Annotated in this window: 13 protein-coding genes; all 13 read left to right on the top strand. The window is 29.2% G+C overall.

Annotated features, from left to right (window positions below):
• Positions 1-191: 191 nt before the first annotated feature.
• The 13 genes from AWN65_RS10530 to asnB all read left to right on the top strand — a co-directional run bounded on the left by AWN65_RS10530 (position 192) and on the right by asnB (position 15,724).
• Entirely contained in the window at positions 192-626 is a 435-nt protein-coding gene (locus AWN65_RS10530) for a hypothetical protein (protein WP_060383121.1), read from the top strand.
• A gap of 82 nt (positions 627-708) precedes the next feature.
• Complete coding sequence (gene recR / locus AWN65_RS10525; RefSeq protein ID WP_060383120.1) at positions 709-1,329, top strand: recombination mediator RecR; 621 nt, start codon at positions 709-711, stop codon at positions 1,327-1,329.
• 142 nt (positions 1,330-1,471) lie between these two features.
• A complete protein-coding gene (locus tag AWN65_RS10520) occupies positions 1,472-2,257 on the top strand; it encodes a polysaccharide biosynthesis/export family protein (RefSeq protein WP_060383119.1) in 786 nt (261 codons plus the stop codon).
• The gene (locus tag AWN65_RS10515; protein WP_060383118.1) at positions 2,257-4,722 is read left to right on the top strand and encodes a polysaccharide biosynthesis tyrosine autokinase; all 2,466 of its coding nucleotides are present in this window, start codon (positions 2,257-2,259) and stop codon (positions 4,720-4,722) included. Before AWN65_RS10520 ends, AWN65_RS10515 begins: the two co-directional genes overlap by 1 nt.
• A gap of 1 nt (position 4,723) precedes the next feature.
• Entirely contained in the window at positions 4,724-5,689 is a 966-nt protein-coding gene (locus AWN65_RS10510) for an SDR family oxidoreductase (RefSeq protein WP_060383117.1), read from the top strand.
• Between the two features lie 12 nt (positions 5,690-5,701).
• On the top strand, positions 5,702-6,973 hold the full coding sequence (locus tag AWN65_RS10505) for a nucleotide sugar dehydrogenase (protein ID WP_060383116.1): 1,272 nt from the start codon (positions 5,702-5,704) through the stop codon (positions 6,971-6,973).
• Positions 6,974-6,998: 25 nt separating this feature from the next.
• Positions 6,999-8,366, top strand: coding sequence for a UDP-glucose 6-dehydrogenase (locus AWN65_RS10500; protein ID WP_060383115.1), 1,368 nt, complete (start codon positions 6,999-7,001; stop codon positions 8,364-8,366).
• 10 nt (positions 8,367-8,376) lie between these two features.
• Entirely contained in the window at positions 8,377-9,426 is a 1,050-nt protein-coding gene (rfbB, locus tag AWN65_RS10495) for a dTDP-glucose 4,6-dehydratase (RefSeq protein ID WP_060383114.1), read from the top strand.
• A gap of 68 nt (positions 9,427-9,494) precedes the next feature.
• Positions 9,495-10,367 (top strand): glucose-1-phosphate thymidylyltransferase RfbA, encoded by an 873-nt coding sequence (rfbA, locus tag AWN65_RS10490; RefSeq protein ID WP_060383113.1) that lies wholly within the window; start codon positions 9,495-9,497, stop codon positions 10,365-10,367.
• 491 nt (positions 10,368-10,858) lie between these two features.
• On the top strand, positions 10,859-11,551 hold the full coding sequence (locus AWN65_RS14925; RefSeq protein WP_158447607.1) for a hypothetical protein: 693 nt from the start codon (positions 10,859-10,861) through the stop codon (positions 11,549-11,551).
• Complete coding sequence (locus tag AWN65_RS10480) at positions 11,548-12,765, top strand: O-antigen polymerase (protein ID WP_060383111.1); 1,218 nt, start codon at positions 11,548-11,550, stop codon at positions 12,763-12,765. Before AWN65_RS14925 ends, AWN65_RS10480 begins: the two co-directional genes overlap by 4 nt.
• A gap of 5 nt (positions 12,766-12,770) precedes the next feature.
• Positions 12,771-13,820: a glycosyltransferase gene (locus AWN65_RS10475; RefSeq protein WP_060383110.1), complete on the top strand. Its 1,050-nt coding sequence runs from the start codon at positions 12,771-12,773 to the stop codon at positions 13,818-13,820.
• Positions 13,821-13,831: 11 nt separating this feature from the next.
• Positions 13,832-15,724, top strand: a complete 1,893-nt coding sequence (gene asnB, locus AWN65_RS10470; protein ID WP_060383109.1) for an asparagine synthase (glutamine-hydrolyzing) — start codon at positions 13,832-13,834, stop codon at positions 15,722-15,724.
• The last annotated feature ends 94 nt before the right edge of the window (positions 15,725-15,818 follow it).

Below are 15,818 nucleotides of genomic sequence, written 5' to 3'. Positions count from 1 at the left end.
TACATAAGTGAAAGATTTGTTGTTTTGAAGAATCCCTTATAAACTAGAAGTTCTAGTCAATACATAAGCATAAAAAGAAGAATTTGAATATAATTTTTTATAGATGAAAATTCAATGTGTAGAACTTTTTTATTTCGTTTTTTTTGTGAAAATTTCTGTGTATATTTGTAGTACAAATAATGATTTTTAATATGAAAAAATTTTATAAAATACTAATCATAGCGTTATTCCTGTGTAGTGGAATTGCGTATTCAAACGGTGAGATACATTATACATATTTAATGAAGTTTTTCTTTAATGGAGCTACTTATACTACTGTTCAAGGAAGTTCAATTACTTTTATGAAGAAAGGAACTGATAAGTACGAAGTATCGGGGTTGTCAGGATGTCAATTTAAAGTAAAAGATCTAGTTTTAGAGTTAGTTGAAGAAGTAGGAAATAAAAAAAAGTATAGCTTTTCAAAATGTAAAATAGATTTTTTAGGAGGAACGATAAATAATGAATTTGCTGAATTAAGTTACTTGTTTAAAAAAGGAGGCGAAATTTATATGGATGAAGTAGGTGATTTAGAAATTATTTATGAAGGTGTAGAAGGAGAAAGAAAGATAAAATTTAAAAAGAAATGATTTTAATTTCATCTAATTGATTTTTTAAATCCAAATATGAAAGTGTTTGGATTTTTCTTTTTTTTAAGCGTAATTTTGCCTTATGGATTTTTCTTCAAAAATATTAGAAAATGCAGTGCAAGAGATTGCGCAATTGCCAGGAATTGGAAAACGAACAGCATTGCGTTTAGTCTTGCATTTGTTAAAACAACCTATAGAACAAACAACCTTTTTGACAGGCGCATTATTAAAAATGCGAAATGAAATAAAATTTTGCAAATCATGTCATAATATTTCAGATCTAGACTTTTGTGAAATATGTTCAAACGATAATAGAAATCAAACATTAGTTTGTGTAGTAGAGGATGTAAGGGATGTAATGGCTATTGAAAATACGGGGCAATACAGAGGAATATATCATGTATTAGGCGGTAAAATTTCGCCCATAGAAGGAATAGGGCCAAGTCAGTTAAAAATTAATTCTTTAGTAGAAAAAATAAAATCAGGTAATGTTAAAGAAGTTATATTTGCTTTGAGTTCTACTATGGAGGGAGATACCACTAATTTTTATATTTATAGACAAATAAAAGATTATCCTTTAGTGATCTCTTCATTAGCAAGAGGGATTTCTGTAGGAGATGAATTAGAATATGCAGATGAAATTACTTTAGGACGTAGTATTTTAAATCGAATTCCTTTTGAAAACTCGCTAAGAACTTCTTGAAAATTTAATTTTTAAAGTTTTTCTATTTACAAAATGAAAAACTATATTTGTTTTTTTGAAGTGAATATTTTTTAAAATTTAATCAAAAATAAAAACCTGTTTCTATTGTAAGTGAAATATAAACTGATGTTATAATATTAAAATGAATAAACTATCCTTATATTTATTAACTTTTATTTTATTTACAATTTCTTCTTGTATATCAAACAAAGACGTGATTTACTTACAAGGAAATAGAAAATCTGTTACCTTAGAGCAAGTTGCACTTAAGCCTTATAGACTTCAGATTTCAGATGTACTTTCCATAAAAATTAAAGCTATTGATCCTAAATTAGTAGAAATGTTTAATGTCTCTAGTGTATCGCAAGGAGGGACTTCAGCAGATGAATTGTATTTTGATGGATATCTAGTAAACGATCATGGATATATCAGAATTCCTGTTTTAGGTGATTTACAAGTAGTTGGTTTAACGCTAGAAGAATTGAGAATTAAGATAGAAAAACAACTGCTCTCAGAATATTTTCATAAAGAAGCAGATATCTTTGTTATGGTGAAATTAGGAGGTCTTCGTTATACGATAAATGGGGAGATAAAATCACCAGGAACTAAAGTGTTAATGCAAGAAAAAGTGACAATTTTAGAAGCAATAGCAAATAATGGAGATATTCTTCTTACAGGAGATAGAAAAGAGGTTATGTTGATTCGTCAACAATCTCAAGGTACAGAAATACATACACTTGATCTTACAAATGTTGATCTGCTGAAGTCACCCTATTATTACATTCAGCCAAATGATTATATTTATATAAAGCCTATTAAACAAAAAAATTGGGGATTAGGAACAAATGCTTTACAATCGTTTACTACCATTGTCAGTGCATTATCATTATTGTTTACAACCTTTTTATTAGTAAAAAACGTTAAGTAATGTTAGATATTAAAGATTTTAATTTTTTGGAATCTCAAACTAATTTTGATGTTAAATCTTTTTTAAATAGAGTTTTAGGTTATTGGTATTGGTTTGTGATAACATTATTAATTACCTTTTTTGTAGCTTATCAGATAAATATTAGAAAAGAAAAAATATACAGTATGACTACTACTGTAGCTTATAAAGAAGAAAGTAATCCTTTTTTTACTTCTAATACAAGTTTGATTTTTAACTGGGGAGGAACCTCAGATCAAGTACAAACATTAATGAGTACTCTAAAATCAAGATCTCATAATGAAAAAGTGGTTAAAGAATTACGTTTTTACATTCAATATTTACAAGAAGGAAAATATAACTTAGAAGATGTATACGGAACAACTCCCTTTGTTGTAGATGCTAATATAAATTATCCTCAATTATTAGGAAAACATTTAATAATAGAGTTTGTAACTAAACAAGAATTTATTCTCTCAACTCAATTTGATGAAACCAGTGCAACTCTATATAATTACTCAATTGACGAGTTTACCACAATACCAGTAAATAAAGGAATGTTTTCAAAAAAATTTAAAATAGGAGAACCTGTTGTTTTACCTTTTTTAAATCTTAAATTAAAACTAGTTAAGAATCCAGGTTTTTATGAAAAAAATAAATACATAATCACTTTTGCTGATTTTAATAGCACAGTAGCCACTTATCAAGGAATAGAAGTAGAAAATGATTCAAAAACATCCGCTATTGTTAGATTAAGTTTGCAAGGAACCAATAAGCCAAGGTTAGTAGACTATCTTAATGGAACAGTTAAGTATTTAATCAAAAGTCAATTATTGTCAAAAAATCAATTCGCTCAAAATACAATAGACTTTATAGATAGTACTTTAGTGTCTATGGAAAGAGATTTAAAAAATACTGAAAACGAATTAAGAACTTTTTCAAAAGGAAAAAATATTTTTGAGTTAGAAGAAGGAGGTACCAAATACTCAGATAAATTAACAGAATATGATGTAGAAAAAGAACTATTAAATAGAAAATATAGTTATTACAATTCATTAAAGAGTTACTTAATCAGAAATTCTGATTTTTCTAAATTACCAGCACCCTCCGTTGCGGGTATTGATGACCCTAATATATTAACTAATGTTGCTAAATTAACACAATTATCAGCGGAACGAGCAGAATTATCGTATATTTTAAAAAACGATAAAAAATTTAAAGATTTTGATGCACAAATGGAGGCTTTGAAAAGAGTTCTGTTGGAAAATATAGAATCAGCCAAGCGTTCAGTAAACTCTGATTTAGTTGCTATAAATAGAAAAATAGAAACAGCAGAAAACCTGATTAATAAACTACCAGAACAACAACAAGAATTAGTAAAGATAAATCGTAAATATGATTTAAATAAAAATATATACAATTCTTTTTTAGAAAAACGCAGTGAAGCGAACATAGTAAAAGCGGCAAATCTTTCAGATATTCAGTTTATAGATCCAGCTAAAGATGTAGGAGGAGGATTAATAGGACCTAAAACAAGCACAAATTATGTTTTAGCTTTTCTAATAGGTGTTTTATTTCCTTTGAGTATAATTTTTGTATTGACAATTTTAGATAATTCAATTAACAAAGTAGAAGATATTGAAAGATTAACTCAAATTCCAGTTTTAGGAGTTATTGGACTTAAATACAAGCAATCTAATTTAGCTGTTTTTGAAAAACCAAAATCACCATTAGCTGAAAGTTTTAGAGGAATCCGTTCGTCTTTGCAATTTTTATACAAAAAACAGGTTCAAACAGGAGCTAAAGTTTTGATGATTACTTCTTCGGTAGGAGGTGAAGGTAAAACATTTTGTTCCCTTAATATAGCCTCCGTATTCGCACTAAGTGAAAAGAAAACAGTAGTAGTGGGACTTGATTTAAGAAAACCTAAGTTATTCCAAGATTTTAACCTTACAAATAATGAAGGTGTTGTAAATTATTTAATTGGACAAAAAAGTTTAAATGAAGTAATAAAACATACACATATACCTTATTTAGATCTGATAAGTTCAGGACCTGTACCCCCAAATCCATCAGAATTAATCCTTAGCGAAGGTATGGAGAGTTTAATTAATGAGTTAAAACAATACTACGATTATATAATATTAGATACACCTCCGATTGGATTAGTAGCAGACGCATTAGAATTAACTCCTTTTTGTGATGCTTCTATTTATGTTGTAAGACAAGGAGTAACTAAAAAAGAAATGTTACGTATTGTAAACGAAAAACATAAGACAGGTGTCTTAAAAAGTATAAGTATAGTATTTAATGGGTATCACAATAAATCAAAATATGGTTATGGTTATGGAGATGGCTATGGTTATAGCTACGGAGCCTATGGGAATGGATATTTAGAGATAGATAAAAAAGAAACGTTTGTAAAAACGATCATAAATAAAATTGTAAATATTTATAAAAAATCTTAACATGAAGATTGTAATTACTGGTTGTGCAGGTTTTATTGGTTCTAATTTAACGGAATATTTTTTAAGTAAAGGCTACGAGATAGTTGGGTTAGATAATTTTGCAACAGGACATTTGAAGAATATAGAAGGCCTGATGTTAAATGAAAATTTTAAATTCTTTGAAGGAGATATTAGAGATCTCGAAATGTGTAAGAAAGTATGTGATGGAGCTGATTATGTGTTGCATCAGGCGGCATTAGGATCTGTCCCTCGTTCTATAAAAGATCCTTTAACATCTAATGATGTAAACGTAAATGGTTTTTTAAATATGTTATGGGCTGCTAAAGAAGCGGGAGTTAAAAGATTTATATACGCAGCAAGTTCATCTACTTACGGAGATTCGGAAAGTTTACCAAAAATCGAAGAAGTTATAGGGAAACCATTATCACCGTATGCCATTACAAAATATGTAAATGAACTTTATGCCGATATTTTTGGGAAAATCTACGGAATAGAAACGATAGGATTACGTTATTTTAATGTATTTGGGAGAAAACAAGACCCAAATGGAGCTTATGCCGCTGTGATACCTAAATTTGTAATGCAATTTATGAAGTATGAAAGTCCTGTGGTAAATGGAAATGGTAATTATTCTAGAGATTTCACTTATATAGACAACGTGATTCAAATGAATGAATTAGCTATGTTAACTCAGGATTCTAGGGCCATAAATACAGTTTTCAATACAGCATTTGGAGAAAGAACAACATTGAATGACATGATTCATATTTTAAAGGAAGAATTGACAAAAAAAGATCCTAAAATTACAGATGTAAAGATTGTTTATGGACCTACTAGAGCAGGTGATATACCACACTCTTTAGCATCTATAGATAGGGCAAAAGATATTTTAGGATATTATCCGTTGTATTCTTTAAGAGAAGGACTGGCAGAAGCAGTGAATTGGTATTATAATAATTTAAAATAAATAGCATAAAAAATGAAGATTGGAGTAATAGGATTAGGTTATGTGGGATTACCATTAGCTAGATTGTTAGCTACTAAATATAATGTAGTGGGTTTTGATATAAATGAAATGCGTGTAAACGATTTAAATAAGGGAAAAGATTCTACTTTAGAAGTAAGCTCTGAACTTTTAAAATCGGTGCTAAAAACTGAGAATAATGATAGCTTGGGGCTTTTTTGTGCATCAGAAATAGAAGAGATAGCTAATTGTAATTACTATATCGTGACGGTGCCAACACCAGTAGATAAACATAATAAACCAGATTTGACACCTTTGTACAAAGCCAGTGAAACGGTTGGGAAAGTGCTCAAAAAAGAAGATATTGTAATATATGAATCTACAGTATATCCTGGAGTAACAGAAGAAGAGTGCGTGCCTGTTTTAGAAAAACTAAGTGGATTGAAATTTAATGAAGATTTCTTTGCAGGTTATTCCCCAGAGAGAATCAATCCTGGAGATAAAGAACATACAGTAGAAAAAATATTGAAAGTAACATCAGGTTCAACACCTGAAGTAGGACGAAAGATAGATGCACTTTATAGTTCAGTTATTACAGCAGGGACACATTTAGCTCCTACCATCAAAGTTGCTGAAGCAGCTAAAGTAATTGAGAACTCACAACGTGATATTAATATAGCTTTTGTAAATGAATTGGCTAAGATTTTTAATCTACTAGATATAAATACACAAGATGTGTTAGCTGCTGCGGGTACTAAATGGAATTTTTTGCCCTTCAAACCAGGTTTGGTTGGAGGACATTGTATAGGTGTGGACCCTTATTATCTAGCGCAAAAAGCACAAGAAAAAGGATATCATCCAGAAATAATTTTAGCAGGACGTCGTTTAAACGATAGCATGGGAGAATATGTAGCATCACAAGTGGTTAAAGTGATGATAAAAAAAGGAATTTCAGTTAATGGATCTAAAGTATTAATGCTTGGAATTACATTTAAAGAAAATTGTCCTGATGTTCGTAATACAAAGATTATAGATGTAATTACAGCCTTAAAAGACTATGGAGTCGAAGTAGTTGTTTATGATCCTTGGATTAGTATTGAAGAAGTTAAATACGAGTATAATTTAGAAGCATTAACAGAATTGCCTTCCGATAAATTTGATGGAATCGTTTTAGGAGTAGCTCATCAACAATTTTTAAGTCTTGATTTTGCTACTTTGCAAAAAGAAAAATCAATTATTTATGATGTAAAAGGAATATTACATTGTAAAGTAGACGGAAAATTGTAACTTTGCCGCTTCATAAAAGAAAATGATGAAAGTTAAGAATATTTGCTGTATAGGTGCAGGATATGTTGGTGGACCTACTATGGCTGTAATTGCACAAAAATGTCCTAATATAAGAGTAACAGTTGTTGATTTAAATGAAGAAAGAATTGCAGCATGGAATAATTCTGAACTTTCAAAACTTCCCGTATATGAGCCAGGATTAGATAAAGTAGTAATGGAAGCTAGAGGTAGAAATTTATTTTTTTCTACTGAAGTAGATAAAGCTATTGACGAGGCTGATATGATTTTTATATCTGTAAATACCCCAACCAAAACCTATGGTGCAGGTAAAGGTATGGCAGCTGATTTAAAATATATAGAACTTTGTGCACGTCAAATTGCACGTGTAGCAAAGACAGATAAAATTATAGTTGAAAAGTCAACACTTCCAGTAAGAACAGCGGAAGCTTTGAAGAGTATACTAGATCATACAGGAAATGGAGTAACGTTTCATATACTATCTAACCCTGAATTCTTGGCAGAAGGAACCGCAGTTCAAGATCTCCACACTCCTGATCGCGTGTTAATAGGAGGTGAAAACCAAGAGGCAATTCAAGCTTTAGTAGAGATATATGCACATTGGGTACCCATAGAAAAAATTTTAACCACAAATGTATGGTCTTCGGAACTCTCTAAACTAACAGCTAATGCTTTTTTAGCCCAACGTGTATCTTCTATTAATGCTATTTCAGAAGTTTGTGAAAAAACAGGGGCTGATGTTAATGAAGTAGCTAGAGCCATTGGAATGGATACTCGTATTGGAGCTAAGTTTCTAAAAGCATCTGTGGGTTTTGGAGGATCGTGTTTTCAAAAAGATATTCTAAATTTGGTTTATATCGCAAAAACATACGGTTTAAATGAAGTAGCCGATTATTGGGAGCAAGTGATTATACTGAATGATCATCAAAAACATCGTTTTGCAAAAAATATAGTAAAAACACTTTATAATACCGTTTCAGGAAAAAAAATAGCCATGCTAGGTTGGGCTTTCAAAAAAGACACCAATGATACGCGTGAATCTGCTGCCATTGATGTAGCTAAGGACTTAGTAATGGAACAAGCAAATGTGGTGGTTTATGATCCTAAGGTTTCAGAAAAGCAGATTTTTATCGATATGATGGGGCAAAGAACAGAAGAATTAGAGGTTGTAACAAATCCCTATTCTGCATGTGAAAATGCACATGCTATTGCTATTCTTACAGAATGGGATGAATTTAAAGAATACGATTGGAAGAAAATATATAACAGTATGTTAAAACCAGCCTTTGTTTTTGATGGTAGAAACATATTAGATCGAAAAAAAATGCAAGAAATTGGGTTTGTTTATAATGCTGTAGGTTCTTCAAACGAATAATTTAAAAAAGATGAAAAAAAATATTTTAATTACTGGAGGAGCGGGATTTATTGGATCTCATGTTGTAAGACAATTCACAAATAAATATCCCAACTATCATATTTATAATCTAGATGCTTTGACTTATGCAGGTAATCTAGAAAATATTAAAGACATTGAAGATAAAGAAAACTACACTTTTTTAAAAGGCGATATAGTAGATGCTGATTTTATTAATGAAATTTTTAAAAAGTATCAATTCGAAGGCGTTTTACATTTAGCAGCTGAATCACATGTAGATCGTTCTATTAAAGATCCCTTAGCTTTTGTTAAGACCAATATCATTGGTACAGTTAATTTATTAAATGCAGCCAAAATGATTTGGAAAGGCAATTACGATGGAAAACGTTTTTATCATATTTCTACAGATGAGGTGTATGGAACCCTAGGGCAAACGGGATTATTCACAGAAAGTACAGCTTATGATCCTAATTCACCGTATTCGGCATCGAAAGCAAGCTCCGATCATTTTGTTCGTGCGTATGGTGAAACCTATGGTTTGCCTTACGTGTTAACAAATTGTTCTAATAACTATGGGCCATATCATTTTCCAGAAAAATTAATTCCTCTTTTCATCAACAATATTATAAATAAAAAACCATTGCCTGTTTATGGCGATGGAAATTATACGCGTGATTGGTTGTTTGTGAAAGATCATGCAGTAGCTATTGATTTAGTATTCCACGAAGGTAAAAATCATGAAACTTATAACATCGGTGGGTTTAACGAATGGAAAAATATCGATTTAGTTAAGCTATTGTGTGCAAGAATGGATGAAAAGTTAGGTAGAAATGAAGGTGAGTCAGCTCAATTGATTACCTATGTAAAAGATCGTCCAGGTCACGATTTGCGTTATGCTATTGATGCAACTAAAATTAATAAAGAGTTAGGATGGAAACCTTCTGTAACTTTTGAAGAAGGTTTAGAAGAAACCATTAATTGGTATTTAGAAAATACGGAATGGTTGAATAACGTAACCTCAGGAGAATACGCTAACTATTACGAAAAACAATATCAATAAACAAATACGTTTTTAGACTTATCAGAATTGAAAAATTCTAATTTCTAAATTCTAATTTCTAAATTTCTATGAAAGGAATTATATTAGCAGGAGGTTCAGGAACCCGATTGCATCCACTAACGCAGGTGGTTTCAAAGCAATTGTTACCGATATATGATAAACCCATGATTTACTATCCACTATCAGTATTGATGTTGGCAGGTATTAAAGAGGTATTAATCATTTCTACACCTCACGATTTACCTAATTTCCAACGCTTATTTGGTGATGGAAGTCCGTTAGGAATGCAATTGTCTTATGTGGAACAGCCTTCTCCTGATGGATTAGCGCAAGCTTTTATATTGGGTGAAGAGTTCATTGGCGATGATGATGTGTGTTTGATTTTAGGGGATAATATTTTCTACGGAGCAGGATTACAAAATTTATTGAATAATGCGGTTAATACCGTAATAGAAAAGAATGAAGCAACTGTTTTTGGCTATTATGTAGATGACCCAGAGCGTTATGGTGTTGCCGAATTTGATGCAAATGGAAAAGTACTTTCTATTGAAGAAAAACCAGAAAATCCAAAATCAAGTTTCGCAGTAGTAGGTTTGTATTTTTATCCAAATTCAGTAGTTGAGATTGCTAAAAATGTTAAGCCATCTCATCGCGGTGAATTGGAAATCACAACCGTTAATCAAACGTATTTAGAACAAGGCGCATTGAACTTGCAGTTAATGGGACGTGGTTTCGCTTGGTTAGATACGGGTACTCATGAATCATTGACCGAAGCGACTGAATTTGTTAAAGCAGTTGAAAAACGTACGGGATTAAAGATTGCGTGTATTGAAGAAGTGGCCTATCGTAAAGGGTTTATTTCTAAAGAAGAGTTTAATAAATGTGCAGATGGCTTAGGTAAAAGTTCGTATGCGGAGTATTTGAGAAAACTAACCCTGTGATTTATAAAGAAAAATTAAATTTTGTAAAAGATTTTTTAAGTCATTCATTGAAGTTATTGAGTTCTGGTTTACTAACGTCTATAGGATTTATAGTTTTGGCTTCTGGTGGATTGAGCTTTATAAAATCGGATATGGCTTTACAACTTATACTTTTTGCCCAATATCAAATGATTGGTTTGACCGTTTGTAAGTTTGGTGTTGATAATCAGTTGTATGCTAGTTTTTTAGTTGATGCTTCAAAGAAATATGATCCCTTATGTTATATGAAAAATAATGGGGTATATTTAGCTTTGTTTTTTTCATTGATAATTTATTTTTTAGAAAAAGATTTATTAAATTCCTTTTTAGTTTTTTTATTGCTAGTATTAGATGTGATTTCAATACTTATAATTGTTCAATTGGGAGCTAGAAGATTATTCGGACAAGTTTTTTTATCTAATTTTTTATCATATCCATTATTTTTTATTGTATTTCTTATATTTGAATTTTTTATGAATCTTAATAAAAGTGAATTTATATTGATTTTCTTATTATGTTCCTTTATTAGATTTTTGATTACTCTCAAATTTTATAATCAAATTGTTGCTATTGAATTAAATCCTAAACTTGAATTTAAGTTGGGGATTCAGCAATTACTGAATTATATATTATTTAAATATGATCAAATAATATTTTCATTAGGAACTGTTTCTATGATATGGTTCGGGTATAATAGTGATGAACTACAAAAATATCTTTTTTTGACAAGATTTCCAGAATTAATATCAGGTGTACTAGTTTCTTTAGTTTTTTTATATGGTTCAGAAATGGTTGTTACTAAAAAGGAAGATTTTTTGAATCATATAAATAAAAATAGATTAGGTATAATTTTTTATTTTTTTTTGCTGGCTTTATTTTTTTTTGTGTATTTATTTTTTTGGAAAGGTAATTCAATAATAACTTATTATGATGTATTACCTTATTTTTTAATTTCGGTAATGATTATTTTTGTTAATATGATTACTCTGGGAATGTTGAAAGTTAAAAAAGTTAACAATCTGAATTTTAATCTGTTTTTGAGTATTTTTTTGAGTATTATATTTCAAATTTTATTAATGTTCTTAGAAATAAAATCTATTGTTTTATGGAGTGTTCCTTTACAGATGTTATTTTTTATTGTTTTAATTTTATTTAAAAAAAAATGATGAGAAGAGATTTGAAATTTTTAATATATGTGCCCTCTTTCTATGGATTTATAACATTTACTTTTTTTTATGTTTCTTATATATTGGGTATAATAGAATATAATGAGTGTAATAATTATTCTCACTTTATATTTATTATAAGTGCTTTGTTTTTTTTTGTATCAAGTTTTCTTTACTTAAAATTGTACAAAAATAGAATTGTTAATGATTTTAATTTTTATTCTTCTTTACAATACTTAGATATAAATAAAATTAAGAGATTTGTTTTTGTTTTTTATAGCTTAGGAAATATTGGATTCATTATGTATTTGGTCAAATTAATTTCTTATTTTGGAGGAGTTAGTTTTTTTCTTGGAATGATTTTTTCAGATGATTCTAAACAAATTAGAATTGAAGGGGATAATTTTTCGGATTCAATAGGAATTCAGCTTAGTTATTTTTCATGGTTAGCGGTTTCTGTTTCTTTATGTGTTATAAAAGAAATGAAAAGTAAGAAAATATATTATCTTTTTATTTTGATTACATTTTTTGAAAATTTACTCTTTATTGATAGGACGAGACCTATATGGATTATTTTTACCTCATTGATTGCTATACTTCCATTTGTTTATCATAAGATTAATAATTTTAAAATTATATTTTACTCTTTATTTTTTATGATAATGGTGTATGGTCTCTTTTCAGCAATAGCAATTTTGGCAGGTAAAGATACTGATGAAAAAATGTATAAAGGATGGGATATTTCTCCATCAGCTCAGAGTTTTGTATACTATGGGACTTCATCTTTTGCTTATTTTAATCACATCATAGAGAACGAAAATATAGATGAGCTAAATATAGATAGAACAATGTATCCTTTATTGAAAATTACAAATTCATTAGGATTAACAGAAGAGCCAAGTTCTTTAATTAACGAGTTTTATTTTATTCCCTCACCTACTAATGTAGGAACTTTTTTAGAACCTTTTTATAGAGATGGAGGTTTTCTATATGTAATGTTTGCCATTTTTTTACACTCCTTTTTATTGAATAGCTTAGGACTCTTTTTTTTGAGAGGGGCAAATCCTTTTGGTTTATATGCTTATTCAAATGTTTGTTATGTTAATTTAATGGCTTTTTTTACCCCTAAAATAAATAATTTTCCAATCTGGCTATTTTTAATGATTGGTGTATATTTTATGATAAGTACAAAGAAAAAATATAAGTTTAAATAATATTCATGGAGTTTATTTTTTTTACAAAATATGATGAGTCGGGACCTAGTAGTCGGTATAGGATATATCAATATATAAAACATTATGAGGCTGAAGGAATAATTTGTAAAGTCTATCCTTTATTTGATAAGAAATATTTCACTGTAAGGGGAGGAGGAAAAGTTGTTTATGTTCTGAGAAGATATTTTCTTAGATTAGTTCAATTATTCAAGATTATACAAATTAAAAATGTATATATTGAATATGAATTATTTCCATATTTCTTTCCTTTTTTTGAGGTTTTATTACATCTTTTTGGAATTAAATATATTGTTGATTTTGATGATGCGATTTTTCATAATTATGATTCACATTCTAATATAATAATAAGATTCTTATTTGGAGATAAAATAAAGAAAGTTATTAAAAACGCTAAAAAGGTAATTACAGGTAGTCCATATTTGACATATTATGCAAAGAAAAATAATATATATGTAGAAGAAATTCCAACTTCTGTTAGTTGTATTAAATATCCTAAACCAAATTTAAAAATTAAAAAGAATAATTTTATTGTGGGCTGGATTGGATCAAAATCTACTAGTGTTAATTTAATAGACCTAGTTCAGGTTTTTAAAAATATTGATGATATTGATTATTGTTTATATTTAGTTGGGTTTGATGTTGATTTGGAATATAAGTTGAAAGGAATTAATTATAAAATTATACCTTGGTCTGCTGATACAGAAGTATACTGGATAAATAAATTTGATGTTGGTATAATGCCTCTTGTTGATAATTCTTTCAATAAAGGAAAATGTGGGTTTAAATTAATTCAGTATATGGCTTGTGCTAAGCCAACAATTTCTACGCCTCTAGAAGCTAATGTTAAAATTAATAGAAATAGAAAAAATCTTCATGCTAATTCTAGCTTTGATTGGGAGATTGAAATTAGAAAAGTTTTTGAAAACAGAGAAGTTTTTAATCGAGTAGGAATGGATAATTATAATTGTTTTCTTGATTTTTATTGTGTTGAAAACAATAAAAATGAATATATATCTATTTTGAAAAAACTATAAAGATATCAGTTATGTGCGGAATAAATGGTTTTGTAATACAATCTATAAATGAACAAGCAGCTATGAATAAGTTAGGGAATATGAATGCTCTTATACATCATAGAGGACCTGATCAAAATGGTTTTTTTGTTAAGTCTTTAGAAAATTGTACCCTTGGTTTTGCCATGCAACGATTATCAATTATCGACTTGTCATCAGGTAAACAGCCTATATCTAGTACAGATGGTAATTATACCATTGTGTTTAATGGCGAAATTTATAATTATCGTGTACTAAAACAACAACTCTTAGATTTAGGGTATCAGTTTCAAACCAAATCAGATACCGAAGTTATTTTGAATCTCTATATTCACTACGGTGTAGATGCTTTCAGTATGCTAGATGGTATGTTTGCTTTTAGTATTTACGATAAAATCAGAAATAAAGTATTTATAGCTAGAGATTATTTTGGCGAGAAACCATTATATTATTCACAAACAGATGAAGGTGTGTATTGGGGAAGTGAATTGAAATCAATAGTCAATCAGTTATCTCGTAAACCTGAAATTTCAAAACATGGATTAAATCTTTATTTTCAACTGACTTATATACCTGCCCCTTTTACTATTTATGATGGGATTTCTAAATTAGAAGCCAATAATTATTTGGAAATTAATTTGAGTAATACAAGTTTTTCTATTCATACTATCAAAGAGTCAGTATATGAAAATTACAGCCAGCTATCAAAGTCTGATGCAGTTAAGGTAAATCACGATTTGGTTCAAGAGTCCGTTTTAAGTCGTTCTGAGTCAGAAGTTCCTTTGGGGACATTTTTGTCTGGAGGGGTTGATTCTTCAATTGTTTCTTTATGTTTAGCGCAACAATCAAATAAAAAAATTGATACATTTTCGATAGGTTTTGACAAAAAAGAATTTGATGAGTCGGAAAAAGCAACTACTGTTGCCAATTTAATAGGTAGTAACCATCATAAATTTGTTATTTCTGAGAAAGACTTGATGCAAGATGTAAATCGAATTCTTTTGAATTTTGATGAGCCTTTTGCTGATTCTTCTGCTTTGCCTACTTTTTTAGTAGCACATAAAACACGTCAAAAAGTAACCGTTGCCTTAACAGGTGATGGCGGTGACGAAGTATATGGGGGATATAATAAATATTATATGGGGAAATTAAACCAAAAGTATACTTCAATAGTACCTAAGAGTGTAAATAACTGGATTAAAACAGGAGTGTCAAAATTTGTAGTTAATAAAGATGATCAACGTGGTTTTGCATTTAAGTTAAATAGGCTTATGAATGCAATGAATTATGAAGGAGATTACTATTATAATATTATTTCTTTAGCATTTCAAAAAAATGAATTAGAGAATTTATTGTATTCCAAATTTCAATATGCAGATGCTTTAAGTTATTACAAAGCTAAAATTACTAAAGAAAATTTAGGACTTACAGAATTTAGAAGTATTGATAGAATGTTGAGTTTGGAAGGGGATATGCTAGTAAAAGTTGATCGAACAACTATGTTATCGTCTTTAGAATCTCGTGCTCCATTTTTGAATAAAAAACTCTGGAATTTTACCTCACAGTTACCCGAACATTACCTTTTGAAAGGATTTGACAAAAAACACCTTTTGAAAGAATCATTTAAACAATATTTTCCTGAAAAATTTCTAGATAAATCTAAAAAAGGCTTCGGAGTACCAGTAGGAGATTGGTTAAGAGGGGTTTTAAAGCCAGAGCTTTTGCGTTATGTTGAAACTAAATTTCTTTTAAAGCAAGATCTTTTTAATGCCGCATATATTCAGGAGTTAGTATCGAATCATCTAAGTGGGAAAAAAGATAATACTTTTAGAGTATGGACTTTTTATTGTTTCCAAAAATGGTATTTTGAGACTTATGATAGCTGATTTTTCTATTGATTTAGTTGTATTGATAGAAGTTCTATTGATTAGTTTATTTCTCAAAAAACTTTATTTCAATATAATTAATAAAAAACAGATT

The organism is Flavobacterium covae (assembly GCF_001534645.1).
Lineage (GTDB): Bacteria > Bacteroidota > Bacteroidia > Flavobacteriales > Flavobacteriaceae > Flavobacterium > Flavobacterium covae.
Note: the sequence above shows the minus strand (reverse complement) of the source record. Positions and strands in the feature narration are given on the sequence as shown.